This is a genomic window from Mesorhizobium hawassense (assembly GCF_003289945.1).
Taxonomy (GTDB): Bacteria; Pseudomonadota; Alphaproteobacteria; order Rhizobiales; family Rhizobiaceae; genus Mesorhizobium; species Mesorhizobium hawassense.
On record NZ_QMBP01000008.1, the window covers coordinates 1 to 15481 of the forward strand.

Consider the following 15481-nt stretch of genomic DNA (forward strand, 5'->3'; position numbering starts at 1 on the left):
TCGCACCCGTGGCGCCCGTTGCACCGGTAGCGCCAGTTGCCCCGGTATCGCCCGTCGCGCCGGTCGCACCCGTAGCTCCGGTATCGCCGGTCGCGCCCGTGGCGCCCGTTGCGCCGGTTGCACCAGTTGCGCCGGTGTCGCCAGTCGCACCTGTGGCGCCCGTCGCTCCGGTAGCACCTGTAGCTCCAGTCGAGCCGGTAGCGCCCGTATCACCCGTGGCACCGGTGGCACCAGTGGCCCCGGTATCGCCGGTCGCACCTGTGGCGCCCGTTGCGCCGGTGGCACCAGTGGCCCCGGTGTCGCCAGTCGCACCCGTGGCGCCCGTTGCGCCGGTGGCACCCGTGGCTCCGGTATCGCCGGTCGCACCCGTGGCGCCTGTCGCGCCGGTGGCGCCCGTGGCTCCGGTATCGCCAGTCGCACCCGTGGCGCCTGTTGCACCAGTGGCACCAGTAGCTCCGGTGTCGCCAGTCGCACCTGTGGCACCCGTTGCGCCAGTGGCACCCGTCGCTCCGGTATCGCCAGTCGCGCCCGTGGCGCCGGTTGCGCCGGTGGCACCCGTGGCACCAGTCGAACCGGTAGCGCCCGTATCACCCGTTGCGCCGGTGGCGCCGGTTGCTCCGGTATCGCCAGTCGCACCTGTGGCGCCTGTAGCGCCAGTGGCACCTGTCGCTCCGGTATCGCCGGTCGCACCCGTGGCGCCGGTTGCGCCGGTGGCACCAGTCGCTCCGGTATCGCCAGTCGCACCCGGGGCGCCGGTCGCGCCGGTGGCACCAGTTGCGCCGGTATCGCCAGTCGCACCCGGGGCGCCGGTCGCGCCGGTGGCACCAGTTGCGCCGGTATCGCCAGTCGCGCCCGTGGCACCCGTTGCGCCGGTGGCACCCGTTGCCCCGGTATCGCCAGTCGCACCCGTGGCGCCCGTAGCGCCGGTGGCACCTGTCGCTCCGGTATCGCCGGTCGCGCCCGTGGCGCCTGTCGCGCCGGTGGCTCCTGTCGCTCCGGTATCGCCGGTCGCGCCCGTGGCTCCGGTATCGCCGATCGCACCTGTGGCGCCGGTCGCTCCAGTTGCTCCGGTATCGCCGGTCGCGCCCGTAGCGCCTGTCGCGCCGGTGGCACCTGTCGCTCCGGTATCGCCGGTCGCACCCGTGGCACCAGTCGCCCCGGTATCGCCGGTCGCTCCGGTGGCACCCGTGGCTCCGGTACCGCCAGTTGCACCAGTCGCACCCGTTGCGCCGGTGGCACCCGTGGCCCCGGTATCGCCAGTTGCACCAGTCGCACCCGTTGCGCCGGTGGCGCCTGTCGCGCCGGTATCGCCAGTCGCACCTGTGGCGCCCGTTGCGCCGGTAGCACCCGTGGCTCCGGTGTCACCGGTCGCGCCGGTCGCACCCGTCGCGCCAGTCGCACCTGTAGCTCCAGTCGAGCCAGGAGCGCCCGTATCACCCGTGGCGCCGGTCGAGCCTGTGGCGCCAGTCGCACCCGTGGCGCCGGTCGCACCCGTGGCGCCGGTCGTACCCGTGGCGCCGGTCGATCCCGTGGTGCCGGTCGCACCCGTGGCGCCCGTCGCACCCGTGGCGCCGGTCGAGCCCGTGGCGCCGGTCGAACCCGTGGCGCCAGTCGAACCTGTGGCACCGGTCGCACCCGTGGCGCCAGTCGAACCTGTGGCACCGGTCGCACCCGTGGCGCCGGTCGAACCCGTGGCGCCAGTCGAACCTGTGGCACCGGTCGCACCCGTGGCGCCAGTCGAACCTGTGGCACCGGTCGCACCCGTGGCGCCGGTCGCGCCGGTCGCACCCGTGGCGCCAGTCGCACCTGTGGCCCCGGTCGAACCCGTGGCGCCAGTCGCACCTGTGGCCCCGGTCGAACCCGTGGCGCCAGTCGAACCTGTGGCACCGGTCGAACCCGTGGCGCCGGTCGCACCTGTGGCGCCGGTCGCACCCGTCGCCCCCGTGGCGCCAGTCGAACCTGTGGCGCCAGTCGGGCCAGTTGGGCCTGCGTCAACTGCGTCGACAACAGTCCAACTTCCCGTGGCTACCGCAGCTCCAACCGCCCAAGTTCCTTGACCGTTATTGTAGACGCCAGAATTAACTGTAATAGTGGCGCTTGAGCTAAGAAATATCGGAACTACGACTGTGCCACTGGTTGAAATACCGGAAGGTAACGTGAACGATCCAATTACTACTGTGTTTGATCCTATAACTGCAGTAATAAAATAGACACCCCCACTAGCGTTACTTGGGTAGGTAATCTCTACAAAACTTAAGCCAGCAGGAGCAGATACGCTGTTGTTTAAGATGCCGCCAAACGCTCTAATTCCGGCCGCCGTCAGTGGTGGAGGAAGCGATGCCCGACTCCGCTGGCCTTCTAGCTGCCATCTTCCGCCGAGCGCCTCCGCGCCGACGAGGCCCTTTGCTGCCACTACGTGCGCCTCGGTCGCTCGCGAAAGTGCATTCACAAACGCCTGTCCGCGATTGCCCTCGCCCGTATTGCAACTCCACAGCAAGAGATCGCCATTCGGCCCCAAGGCATCACCGATCGTCGCGAGATCCTCGGAATGCTGGTCGATGTTAGCAGACGAGAGAGCGCCACCGGTGAAACTCAGTTCACCAGGGCGGCCGTGGACAACAACGTGGATTGCGGCAAGGTTTTCGCGACCGCGCAAAGCCTGCGCAATCTCTTGAACAGCGGTCATTGCGCCGCTGAGAAGCCTGGGCTGGACACCTGGTCTCAAACCTCCAATCAGAACGGCAACGTCGGCGACTGACGGATCGATGAAGACGATTTCGCGAGCGTTTTTCATCTTGCAGTCCCCCGGTCGGTCAGGCTCGGGGCGACATCGCCGGTATAGCTCAGGGATTCCGTTATCGCCGAATTGAAATCTCCGACCGACCATGTCCCAGCATTGTTGGCTGAGGAGCTCCATCGGCCACCGTAGACCGCGATGGTATTCGGTCCCGGGGCGCTGGGAGCCACGGTGTATCGCCCGGCCGGGAGTGCTTCGGAGATGGCAAAAGTGCCGCCAAAATTCGTCGGGACAATAAACTGGCCGATAACATTCAGCGTCCCGCCTTCATTCAGGACTATGAAATATGTGCCTGCCGCCGTACCGGCAGCCCACTGTCCAAAAACGGTGAACCGTTCACCACGGCCTGTTGAGGTCAATGCCACGGAAAACACTCCCTTATAGCTGGACATACCCAAATCTGTCAGCGGCGGCGCCGCACCACGAAGCGAACTTGCTTCCAATTCCCAATGTCCGCCGAATGCCTGCGAGCCGACCCGGTCCGTCGCGGCCGCCACCGGCGCCCCGACCGCCCGCGACAGCTCGCTCAGGAAAACCTGGCCGGCGGTTCCGGCGCCGGCCTCGCAGCTCCACAGGTTGAGCTCAGCCTCTGCACCGAGGGCCTGGCCGACGACGGCAAGATCGGCCTTGTCGTCGGCGATGCTGTCGGCCGTCCATTCGCCGGCCGCGAAGCTCACGCGGCCCGGCGCGCCATGCGCCATCACGTGCACGGCCCGCAGCCGCTCGCGGGAGCTGAGCGCCGCCGCCATCTGCCGCGCGGGCGCGATCGCGCCGTCGAGCACGATCGCCTCGATCCCCGGCCTCAAGTTGCAAAGGATCGTGCCGAGATCGGTGACGGACGGATCGAGGAAAAGCACTTCGGGGAAGCCTGGCTTGGTGCAACCCGCTACGGCGTCGAGCTGCCCGCCGGCATGTTCCGCGCCAGCGACAAGCGAACGCGGCGAGATCGAAGGCCTGACAAGATCTCGAACCGGCGTCACGCCGGTCTTGCTCGATGCGGCCCTCTGCGCGGCAATCGAGCGCCGCCGGCGCCAAGGCGTCAGCGCGGCCGACGGTCCCCTTGCCGGAGCCCAAGATCGTTCAAATTTGCCAAAGTCGCGGGTTATGCCCGCACGAGATCTCGCTCGATACAAAACGCACTCCCACCCCGATGTCGCCGAGCAACGGCGACAACCCATGAGGAACTACGGAATGGGAACCATCTGCCTCAGCCGCGAAGCAGATAAAACGCAGCCTATAGTGGTGCGCCAAGGCACACCACATCCCCTCACCTGCGAAGGATTCTTTCCCCCAGCCCTCTCAACCCAAGCCCACAACCTTCGACATCGCAGCGAAAGGCCTGTGGACACCACGCATATTAGTAAATTAGAAAATTAGTGGTTTGTAAATATTGGGACAGGCAATTTGTTAACGAAAGTGCAACCTTTGGTTAAAACCCGGGTGACCGGCTTTGCCCAAACCCCCCAAACCAGGAGCGGCTTCGATGCCTTCGCCACGGGCGAAAATGTCGCCGACACAATGGCTTCGGGGCGATCCTCGCGCAGCCGATGCGAGCGTCGGCGGTATCGACGCCGACCGCCCGGCGAGCAACCGGCAGGAAGTTGCAGTTGCGTGCCGCTAACCATGATCGCTAAGGTTAACAAAGAATGACCCGGGACGGCTCGGCATGAACCATGAGACTAACAGGGCCGGGATGGTTTCGAGGCCGGTCGCGGCAGCGCAAGGCAGTTCGGCAGCCTCCGCAATCGACAGTCTCATCGAGCGACGGATGACAAACGGCAAGCGCCTCTGCCTCAACATGATCGTCAAGAACGAGATGGCGAATCTCGAGCGCTGCCTCGGCGCGGTTGCCGACCACATCGATTGCTGGGTCATCGGCGATACCGGATCGACCGACGGGACGCAGGATTTCATCAGATCGTTCTTCGCGGCCCGCAACCTGCCGGGCGAGCTACACGAATTCCCCTTCCACAATTTCGAGCAGGCGCGCAACGAGGCGCTCGACCATGCCTACGCCTCGGCCTTGCCATACGACTACATCCTGTTCGACGACGCCGACATGGAGCTCATCGTCGAGGATCCGGGTTTCCGCAAGCAGCTCGACGGCGCCGGCTACAGGCTGCTGCAGCGATCCGGATCCGGCCTCGCCTATTGGAACACGCGCCTGGTGAGGCGCGACGCCGGAGCGCGCTATCACGGCGTCACCCACGAGTATCTCGACGTTCCGGGGGGCGTGGAGGAGCTGCGCAGCGCCTGGTACAAGGATCACGCCAGCGGATCGAACCGCGTCGACAAGTTCGAGCGCGACGCCCGACTGCTCTCGGAGGCGCTCGAGAAGGATCCCGACAACCACCGCTACTGGTTCTACCTGGCGCAATCCTATCGCGACGCCGGACGAACCACCGAGGCGGCCGTCGCCTATGCCAAGCGCGCCGGCATGGGCGGATGGGACGAGGAAGCCTGGAACGCTCGCCTGCAGCAGGCGCGCTGCCAGCGGCAATTGGGCGACGACGAAGGTTTCATCCGCCACGCGCTGGCCGCCTTCAACCAGCGACCGCAGCGCGCCGAGCCGCTCTACGACCTGGCGCGGTACTACCGCGAGAAGGGCATGAACGACGCCAGCGCGCTGTTTTGCGAAGCAGGACTGGCGGTGGGCCGGCCCGAGCAGGACATCTTGTTCATCGAGGATACGGTCTACACGACCGGCCTGCGGGAGGAATATGCGATCGCCGCGAACTATGCCCGCGATCCAGTCCGCAAGGATCGCGGCTTCGCGGCCTGCAACTGGCTGGCTCTGAACCGCGAGATCGGCGACGGACCGAGGGACCTGGCGTGGTCCAATCTCTATTATTATGCCCAGCCGGCCAAGACGACGATGCCGTCCTTCAACGCCCGCCGGATCGACTTCACCGCGCCGGATGGCTACCGGGCCCTCAATCCGTCAGTGACACGACTGGGTCGGCAGATTGTAGTTTCACAGAGGACGGTGAACTACGAGATGACAGAGGACGGCCTTCGTTATGAAACGAAGAACGGCGATGCGATCCGCACCCGCAATTTTCTTCTCCGGTTGAACAATCAGCTCGAAGTGCAGTCGGCCACCGAGATTCTGGCGCCTCTCGACATGCCAGAACCTGTTTACAAAGGTGTCCGAGGTTTCGAGGACCTTCGGCTGTTTGCATGGAATGGCGAACTTTGGGGCTCTGCCTGTGTTCGCGAGTTCACGCCCGAAGCGTGGTGCGAGCAGGTTGTCGCCCGGATCGACGAGAGCGGACCCTGCCGACTCACGGACTGGCGCGTGCTTCGTCCGTCAGGGCCACGAGTGCACGAGAAAAACTGGATGCCTCGCGTGAGGCGCAACACGGAGACCGGCGCGGAGGAACTTCAGTTCATCTATTTCTGCGATCCCACCCGCATCGTCGATGAAAACGCCGCCACGGTCAGCGAAACGTCACCCGCGATTTCCGCCAAGTTGTTCAGGGGGGGCAGCCAGGCGATCGAATTCGCCGGAGGATGGCTCACTCTGATCCATGAGGTGCAGTGGAGAGCTTCCGAGAACCGGCGTTACTATCTGCATCGGTTTGTCTGGTTCGATCAGAACAACGGTTTGCGCAAGGTAAGCCGTCAGTTCTTCCTCAACAGAAAAGGCGTCGAATTCGTTGCCGGCCTGGCATGGCATCCGGACGAGCGGCGGCTGTTGATTTCCTACAGCGTTGCCGACAGCGAATCCTGGCTCGCGACGGTCGATGCGGCGGAGGTCGACGCCTCACTGGAAGATGTGAGCAACCTGCAATCCGGCTTGCCCGCTTCGGGACACGCGAGTTCTCCAGGGGCGGCGGCGGACCAGTCTAACGGCATTGATGGCCCGGTGACCGGCGACCGACGCGACCTATCGACGGACGATAATGGCGGGCCCGGCAGCGGCAGATCGGCCGACGAGATCTTTCATGCGTTGGCGCCGTTCCTGCGCGACGTCACCTCGCAGCGAGAGCGTTCCGACCGCTCGCGCGAATTCGATGCCAGGATAGCGCCGTTCCTCGGAACCGACGACGCGGCACTGCCGCGGATCAACTGCTTCTATGAAGTCATGTCCGAGACGGCGGAGCATAGGACGCTTATTGCCGCCGTCACGTCGATGCGCGCCGCCGGCCACCCGGTACGGGTATGGAGCTACACCCCCAACAAGCTCGAATTCCTGCTCAAGCTTGGAGTGGAGGTGCGGGGCGCGGAAGACGTAGTGCCGCGCGCGCTGTTCGAGCGGATCGTCGCCGGTTCCGAGATCCGATATTTCAGCGACGTTTTTCGCTACGCCGTGCTCTACGAGCATGGCGGGCTGTGGATGGACACCGACGTGATCCTGCTGCGGCCGTTCCCGTTCCAGGGCGACCACTTCCTGAACCTGCAATGGCGCGGCTCGCACAAGGGCCACTTCATCTGCGGCAACGTGATGTACGCCAAGCCGTACAGCAAGCACATGCGGGCGCTCTACGAACTGTCGATCGACCGGTTTCACGCCGGGCAAGGCAAGGATTTCGGCGACGTCGGCCCCAAGCTTCTCTCCGACTATGTTGGCTCGGACGAAGGCGCCGAATTGCGCAGCCAGGTCTTCGGGCCGATGTTCTTCAACTCGATCGACTGGATGGAGCTCGACAGGTTTGAAAAGCCGATCGGGGAGCTGGCCGACCACCTGAACGACGAGCGCGTGTTCGGCCTGCATCTGTGGACGGCGCGCAATGCGCCAAGACCCGACGAGACGGGCACCCCGCTCATAGCGCAACTGATCAACCCGCTGGAGGGCTTTCCCTCGTTCACGACCCTGGCCGACAGATTCAACACCGATAAGAACCGGCACACCGGCAACCGGCATTTCTACGCCAGGACCTATGATCGCCTGCTGGCGAACCGGCGCCTGTCGATGCGGGGCCTGATGGAGATCGGCCTATGTCGCGGATTGGCGGAAGGCAATCAGAGCGAGACTCCCTCCGTGGCGTTATGGCAGAGCTACTTCCCCTTCTGCCGGGTGATCGGGGTGGACCTGACGGATTTTTCGCGGCTCAACAATGACACGTTCAAATCGTTCATTTGCGACCAGTCCAAGGTGGACGACCTCCGCCGGGTAGCACAAGCCGTCGACCCGGGCTCGCTTGACGTCATCATCGACGATGGCAGTCACGCCTCCTTCGACGAACAGCTCACCCTGCGTGAATTCTTCCCGCTGCTTGCGGACGGCGGATGGTATTTCATCGAGGATCTCGACTGGCAGCCGCCGGGCGAGGATCCCAGCAAGGTGGCGCTCACCAAGACATTGCTGCGCGAAATCAAGGACCACGGGGCCGCGCGCTCGGTCGACCCATTCGGCATCAGCGGGCTAGCCGGGCAGTTCGCCGACATTCTGTTCTTCGACAGCCACTATGAGCTCAGTCGAGCGAAATTGATGGGGGGACTGGTGGCTATTCGCAAGCGTGGCCCGTCAGACATATCGGCATGGGACTTGGGCGAGTAAACGTCTTGAAAGTCGCAGTCTACACCATCGCTTTGAACGAAGCCGCCAACGCGGAACGCTGGGCTGGGTCCGCCGCCGATGCCGACTACCGCATCGCCGCCGATACCGGCAGCACGGACGATACGGTTGAGCGATTGACCGCGGCCGGTGTCACAGTGCACCGCATTGCAGTTCGTCCGTGGCGTTTCGACACTGCCCGCAATGCTGCGATGGCGCTGATCCCCGACGACGTCGATGTCTGCTGCACCATGGACATGGATCGGTTCCTCGAGCCAGGCTGGCGTGCAAAGCTGGAGGCTGCCTGGACGCCTGAAACGACGGCGTTGTTCTGCAAAGTGTCTTACCGGTCGAGCGTCGATGACCCGGTAGAGTTGCGCGGCTGGCCGGCGAAGAACTTCCATCACCGTTGGGGATACAGGTTCCGGCGGCCGGTGCATGAGGCTCTGCTGTTCAACGGAGGCGCGGAGGTCGAAAGGTCCGGCCACGACATTGTGATGCGCGAAGTTCAGGATCCAAGCAAGGAAACTCGCAGAGCGTACTTACCCTTGATGGAAATGGCTCATAGGGAAGACCCTGACGACGCTCAAATCTGCTTCTGGCTCGGACGCGATTATATGTGGGCCAATCGCTATGCACAGGCTATCGGTCTACTCGAACGCTATCTCGCCTTGCCGACAAGCACTTGGGCCGAGGAAAGGTCCGAAGCAATGCGCTACATGGCCCGAATGGAGCCTGACAAGAGTATCTTGTGGCTCGACCGAGCCCGTATCGAAGCGCCGCATCGCCGCGAGATTTGGCTCGATTTGGCAGAGCAGTTTCACGGCAGGGCCGACTGGCGGGGGCTATTCTGGGCCTGCGCAAATGGAATCGAGACTACACGGCGAACAAACACATATTTGGACGATTCCCAAAGCTGGGGATTCCGCCTGTTTGATTTGGGTTCGATTGCAGCTTGGCGAATGGACTCGATGCCCCGAGCAATCGAATGGTGCCAAAAGGCACTGGACCTCAATCCAAACGACGAACGACTAAAGAACAACCTGGAGTTCTTCGCTGGGGCCCGAACCGAGCCGCGGAACGATACCTTAACCGCGCCAGATAGGGCGTTTCGATGAAAGTGGCGGTTTATACGATCGCATTGAACGAGGCCGTGCACGTAGAGCGCTGGGCGGAGTCGGCTGCAGAAGCAGACTACCGAATCGTCGCGGACACGGGCAGTACTGACGACACCATCGAACGTCTCAGCAACGCTGGAGTGACGGTTCATCGCATCGCAGTGCGGCCTTGGCGGTTTGATGATGCACGCAACGCGGCCATGGCCCTGATCCCGCCTGATGTCGACGTCTGCTGCACGATGGATATGGATATGTTTCTCGAACGAGGATGGCGTTCGAAGCTGGAATCCGCCTGGAAAGCAGAAACTACGGCGCTGTATTGTCGAATGGTGATCAGGTCGAGCTTCGACGACCCTAATCCGATCCGCGCCTATCCATCAAAAAGCTTTCATAGTCGATGGGGTTACCGGTTCAGAAGACCCATCCACGAGGCCCTATTTTTTTCTGGCGAAGAAATCCCTTCAAATACAGACCAAATCGTTATGCATCACCTCAGGCACAACGAAACAAACCATGAGAAATACTTACGTTTGATGGAACTCGCTCTGGCAGAGGACCCTCACGATTCTCAAATTTGTTTTTGGCTTGGGCGTGAGCATATGTACAAAAATCAGACGGAACAAAGCGTCGAGTTGCTCGAGCGGTATCTAAAGCTTCCGACTAGCAAATGGACCGATGAACGATCGGAAGCAATGCGTTACCTGGCCCGCATGGTTCCGGAGCAAAGAGCCTCATGGCTGGACCGTGCGCGAATTGAGGCCCCCCACCGTCGAGAAATCTGGCTCGACCTCGCCGAGGAGTTCCACAGCAGAGCCGACTGGCTCAATCTATTCTGGGCTGCCAGCAACGGGATCGAGAATGCGCGCCGCACAGGAAGCTATCTGGACGATCCGAGCTGCTGGGGATTCCGACTTCACGATCTCGGGGCGATCGCTTCCTGGCATCTCAATGCCATGGATCGCGCGGTGGAATGGGCACGGAAGGCCTTGGAGCTTGACCAAAACAATCAGCGCCTGAAGAACAATCTGAACTTCTTCGTCGGGCGGCGGGAAGAGATGCGGCTGCAAAAATGATCAAGCATCGAGAGACTTCGCCGGCGCGATTGTTTACGGCCTTCGGAACGGTACTCTTCGTCGATCCATCCACCGGCGAATTGCGCCATGGCGGCATCGAAGATAGCCCTGTAAATGCGTTCTTGGAGGCCGAAAACGCGTCGACCGATGGCTATAGGCGGGGTCAGTTGATCTATGCTGCAGACGGATTGCGCCAGACGGTTCATTGCTCCGATGCTGTATGCCACGCCTTACTGGCATCGCAGGGAAAAGCTCCGTCAGATGCCCCCACAACGCTGGAATTGATCCCCCTGGAGCGCGGCCTGCTCGGGCTGCGAGCCGGAGGTAATTTTCTGTCGGCGATACCCGACGGCCGGGTGATGCATCGGGCCTCGGTCTGTAGCACCTGGGAATTGTTCATCGCCTCGGAGAACTGGTGCACCGACAGCCCTGGAATTGCGCTGAACGGTGCCTGGCGCCGCTACAAGGATATCAACAAAGGCCACGTGGCAAGCCATATCGTTCATCCTGTAACGAGAATGAAATCGACCCGCCAGCCACCAGCCAGGAAGATTTTAATTTACGGCTACCCAAAGTGGTCGCACGGTCGGGTCTACTATGATCTGTCCAGACATCTTCATGACAGAGGCCATCTGGTCGACATACTTGATTGGCAGCAAAACCACGCTGCATACGCCACAGAACTTTTCCCCTACTACGATTTCATCATTTCAGCTTTGGACGGTATTTCTACCTTGACCGACCAATACAGTGTCCCCTTCGACAAGATCATCGCCATATCGCATCACGAATTCGATATACGGATGTTAATCGAGCAGAAAGGAATTGAAGTCTTCGACAAATTCGCCAACTACGGTGTGGTGAGCGAATACGTGTATTGCGCATCAATGATGCGCGGCGTTCGCAGGGCTCCAATGGTCGCATCTCTCGGCATAAATTTTGATGAGTTTTATGCTGACCTTCCCGAAACCTTGGCAACAGTGGGTTATGCCTCGTCGATGTCGGTCAGGACATTCGGCGTGGAATGGAAGCGTGGCGAACTAGCGGAGGCCGCAGCTGCCGACGCCGGTCTCACTTTCAAAATAGCAGGCTCGACGGGAAACCAGACGTCGTTTCACGACATGCCCGCCTTCTATCGCAGCGTTGATGCGATTGTGACCAGTTCGATTAGCGAGGCTGCCCAGTTGCCAGTGATGGAAGCGGCGGCTGCGGGCAGACTAGTGATAGGGACGCCTGTTGGACACTTTCCCCTCAAAGCCTATCAAGGCGCTGGCATCATAGCGCCGATCGAAGCCGGAAAATTCCGAGCGTTTACTGCAGCCACGCTCAGTTACTACAAAAACACCCCCAAAGAGTTTGTAAAAAAATGCAGCTCTATACAAGAGGCAGCACAGGTGTTTGACTGGAAGTACCAAATAAATGAATGGGTCGACCTGATAGACACAGCATCCAAGTACGCCAATTCCTAAGGAACGTATCAGCTGGGAGCAGCGTAGAATTTAGGCAGAACAGTGAACGATACTATCCCTAACTTGACCGACCTGGCAAACAATTTTGGCTCAGACAAAGGGTCAACGATAACGCCGCTTGGATTATCCCCTAACAAATATACATATATTTACGAACTTATTTTTGATGTTTTTAGGAACGATAGCATAAATTTCTTGGAGTTGGGCTTGGCAGTTGGCGGCCCGGAGGTTGGCGGACCGAAAGAGCGCAAAGTCATCCCACCATCTGTGCAGATGTGGCTTAAGTATTTCAGTAAAGCCCAGATCTTTGGTTTTGACATCTCGGACTTCTCGCATTTCGTTGATCCGCGATTCACATTCGTACAAGGAGATGCCGGCAAGGAAGCAGACCTACGCAAAATCGCTGAGGCCACAGATGGCTTTGATGTTATCATCGATGATGCGTCCCATGCATCATATCATCAGCAGTTGTCATTCAAGGTTTTATTCCCGCACTTAAGGCCAGGAGGTTTGTACATCATAGAAGATCTTGGGTGGCAGCCGCAAGTGTACGAGTCAACCCTCCCAGAAGTGCCTAAGACGGCAGAATTTTTTGTTTCCTATTTTGAAAAACGAACTTATATTGATAATCAATTGCTTTCACCTAAATTTATGGCAGAATCGGATGCGCTCATCGCATCCTTCGCTCAGTTTCCACCCTTCGACGGCGCCGGAGGCCCAACCCGGCTGATCGTAATGCGGAGGCATCGTACAGAACATAACCATGGAGACACAGGGGGATTGGCCCAAACGAGCGCTCCCGCTTCATTGGCGAAACTGTATTCGTCAACTGCGCCGCGCACACAGGTGTTCACCTCAGGCGGTACGGTACTGTATGTTGATCTGCCCGCTGGAGAGTTAAGGCATGGAGATGCGTCCACCAGCCCTGCGAACTTAGTGTTCGTCGTGGATGCAACGTTGGCGGCCAGTACTAGCGGTGGCTGGCTGGCCTTTGACAACGGCGCGACTTGGGAGCCTATCGCTTGCCTTCCTCACCACTCATGTCTGGCCTCGCGAGATACCGAAACAACTGAGGGGACGCGTCTCGAGGCTATTCAACTTGAAAGGGGCCTTGTCGGCTTCACCGCAAGAAGCGCGTTTGTCTGCGCGGAACCCGATGGGCGAGTAACTTTATCGAGAGCGGTCTGCTCGGCATGGGAAAGTTTTGTCACATCCGAGGAATGGTCTACCCGAGTATGGCCCACTGACGCGCTGCCGACGCCGCACATGGCCACAGAAAGCATCGACAAGCTAGGAATCGCGGCCACCGTCGTGCATCCGCTAGCCCGCGTCAGAGCTAACGTCGCTTCAAAAAAAAGAAAGATAGCCTTCTTCGGGCCGACACAATGGTCAAATGGTCGCGTGTATTACGATTTATGCAATATATTATATAAACGAGGATATATTGCTGACGTTATAGATTATCGTAAAGCGCACGGTTCATACATCAAGACATTAGAAGAGTTTTATGATGTCATAGTGGCAGGATTGGATACCATTCACATATTGCGGGATATTTACGGCATATCGCCACAGAAGATTGTGGGGATATCACACTGGACGTTCGACATACAGGATATAATCGGGAGATACGGGAGTGATATTTTTACAAAACTGGCCGGATACGGCGTCGTAGGGCAGACATTGCTTTGGGACTCTCTGACACTTGGGGTCCCTACCATTCCAAAAATAGTGCCATTGGGGATAGACTACTCGGAGTTCGAGGGACAAATTCCCGAGCGGCTACTTACAGTCGGCTGCGCGAGCTCATTTTCTGCGAAGAACAAATTTGGTGTCGAGATCAAACGGGGTGACCTCGCTAAAGACTGTGCAGATAGGTCTGGTTTAAAATTCAAACCTGCTGGCTTCTGGACCGGAGGAAACACTCCTATTCATGAGATGCCAAAATATTATCAGTCGGTTGACGCCGTGCTCATTTGCTCTCTTACGGAGGCTGGTGGCCCGATGCCAGCAACGGAGGCCGCAGCATCTGGAAGGCTTGTCATAAGCACACCAGTCGGTGTATTTCCGCTGAGAGCATACGAAGGGATCGGGATAGTTGCACCGATTGATTCTGATAAATATGTAGAGTTTACTACTGAAATTTTGCGTTACTATGCAGAGAATCCAAAGGAATTTATGGAAAAATGCGCGAAGGGCAAAGAGGCTGCCAAGAAGTTCGACTGGAAGTTCACGGTGGATTCATGGATAGAGCTATTTGAATCGGCTTGGCACTGAATAGCACCGGCCTGTTTTGCAGTTGGATCTTGGCGCGTCTTTCGATTGGTGGGGCCGAATGAAGGTGGGCAATATCCCAGAGTCGAAAGTCATGACGAGGCGAGGCTTGCTGGCAGGCGTTGCTGGCTCGGCACCCTTCGTTTCAAACCTGGAGACATTGACACATTTCGGTCGCTCGGCCACTAAGCCTGCAGAGGCAGCTGCGTTGTCTTCCTTAAGGTCTTACACCCTCCGCTCCGCCCCCATCGAACTCGCCGGCGACTGGGGCCGCATGCTTCCTCGCTCCGCCGACCTCGTCCTCGAGCGCATGCGCCATGCATGCCTGGACGGCGTCCGCCTCGTCTCCGATCATCAACCGACGAAGCTTCGCGTCGAAGAGCATACCGCCGGTCCACCCTCCATATGGCTGCACCCTGATGGGAACAGCATGGCATGGATCATCGTCGACATCGGCGAGCGGGACTGGTCGAAGCTCGCCTACCAGTTCGGTCATGAACTCGGCCATGTGACAGCCAACAGCTGGCAGGCGGACGCCAAGCCGGCGCCTCCTTGCCAGTGGCTCGAGGAGGCGATGGTGGAGGCCTTCTCGTTGCGTGGTCTGGCACTTTTGGCAAAAGGCTGGAAGGCGGACCCGCCCTTTGCCGGAGACAACGCTTTCGGCGATGCCATTGCCGAGTATCGCGACAACATCGTCAATCACTATCGCGCGCTGGCCGACAGCCAAGGGCTCACCCGCGACGCCCCAGCATGGTTCGCCGATCACCGAAGCGAAATCGAAATCCCGGGTCTCAATCCGTTCGCGCAAGCCATGTCATTGACCATCCTTGGAGAGTACGAGCAGGCTCCGGAGAGCGTCGAGGCACTTGGCACGCTCAACCGCTGGCCAAAGCGCACAGCTGTTCCAGCCAGCCAATATTTCCGGCGCTGGAAAGAAAGCTGCGCCGAGTTGCAGGCCTCGCCTCAACTTCCAAACCGGTTGAGCGAACTGCTAGGAATTTCGGCCCGCTAGGCATAACACATTTATTTGGACGCCGTATCGGTCCACAACCGATCAAGCGAGAAACCATTGTTTTTCCATCCCTCCTCAATTTGTGCTTCGAATTACCGCAATGGAGGCGCCTTAAAGGGGGTGTCGTTTGAAGCTCATCTGAAGCTCCCTATGACAAACCTTCCTTCGGCGACGGACTGCCTCGTGTGCTCATGTATGAGAAGGCTATCTGGTCTTCTAAGCTCCACTCGACTGCGCC

General features: G+C 59.9%; 8 protein-coding genes. 6 read left to right on the plus strand and 2 right to left on the minus strand.

The genetic code is table 11. The annotated features are described in order from the left end of the window. Together DPM33_RS17335 and DPM33_RS17340 are read right to left on the minus strand one after the other, a co-directional pair. The coding region (locus tag DPM33_RS17335; protein ID WP_342634349.1) for a DUF4347 domain-containing protein at positions 1-2887 on the minus strand (2887 nt) is incomplete at its 3' end. Further along, positions 2791-3777 (minus strand): DUF4347 domain-containing protein, encoded by a 987-nt coding sequence (locus DPM33_RS17340; protein ID WP_167449110.1) that lies wholly within the window; start codon positions 3775-3777, stop codon positions 2791-2793. The genes DPM33_RS17340 and DPM33_RS17335, both read right to left, overlap by 97 nt. A gap of 788 nt (positions 3778-4565) precedes the next feature. Here DPM33_RS17340 and DPM33_RS17345 point away from each other — a divergent pair. The 6 genes from DPM33_RS17345 (at position 4566) to DPM33_RS17370 (ending at position 15243) form a co-directional block, all read left to right on the plus strand. Next, entirely contained in the window at positions 4566-8300 is a 3735-nt protein-coding gene (locus DPM33_RS17345; RefSeq protein WP_146770270.1) for a glycosyltransferase, read from the plus strand. 5 nt (positions 8301-8305) lie between these two features. Continuing rightward, positions 8306-9415: a tetratricopeptide repeat-containing glycosyltransferase gene (locus tag DPM33_RS17350; protein ID WP_146770271.1), complete on the plus strand. Its 1110-nt coding sequence runs from the start codon at positions 8306-8308 to the stop codon at positions 9413-9415. Then, positions 9412-10488 carry a tetratricopeptide repeat-containing glycosyltransferase gene (locus DPM33_RS17355; RefSeq protein WP_112098677.1) on the plus strand — a complete coding sequence of 359 codons (1077 nt, stop codon included), beginning with the start codon at positions 9412-9414 and terminating at the stop codon, positions 10486-10488. The genes DPM33_RS17350 and DPM33_RS17355 overlap by 4 nt, the downstream gene beginning before the upstream one ends. Beyond that, positions 10485-11957 (plus strand): glycosyltransferase, encoded by a 1473-nt coding sequence (locus tag DPM33_RS17360; protein ID WP_112098678.1) that lies wholly within the window; start codon positions 10485-10487, stop codon positions 11955-11957. Before DPM33_RS17355 ends, DPM33_RS17360 begins: the two co-directional genes overlap by 4 nt. A 63-nt stretch (positions 11958-12020) precedes the next feature. Beyond that, positions 12021-14234, plus strand: coding sequence for a hypothetical protein (locus DPM33_RS17365; protein ID WP_167449111.1), 2214 nt, complete (start codon positions 12021-12023; stop codon positions 14232-14234). 58 nt (positions 14235-14292) lie between these two features. Next, positions 14293-15243, plus strand: a complete 951-nt coding sequence (locus DPM33_RS17370; protein WP_245442201.1) for a hypothetical protein — start codon at positions 14293-14295, stop codon at positions 15241-15243. The last annotated feature ends 238 nt before the right edge of the window (positions 15244-15481 follow it).

Coding starts and splice junctions, on each gene's coding strand:
- DPM33_RS17345 (WP_146770270.1), top strand. CDS start 4,566: ATGACAAACGGCAAGCGCCTCTGCCTCAACATGATCGTCAAGAACGAG.
- DPM33_RS17355 (WP_112098677.1), top strand. CDS start 9,412: ATGAAAGTGGCGGTTTATACGATCGCATTGAACGAGGCCGTGCACGTA.
- DPM33_RS17360 (WP_112098678.1), top strand. CDS start 10,485: ATGATCAAGCATCGAGAGACTTCGCCGGCGCGATTGTTTACGGCCTTC.
- DPM33_RS17370 (WP_245442201.1), top strand. CDS start 14,293: ATGAAGGTGGGCAATATCCCAGAGTCGAAAGTCATGACGAGGCGAGGC.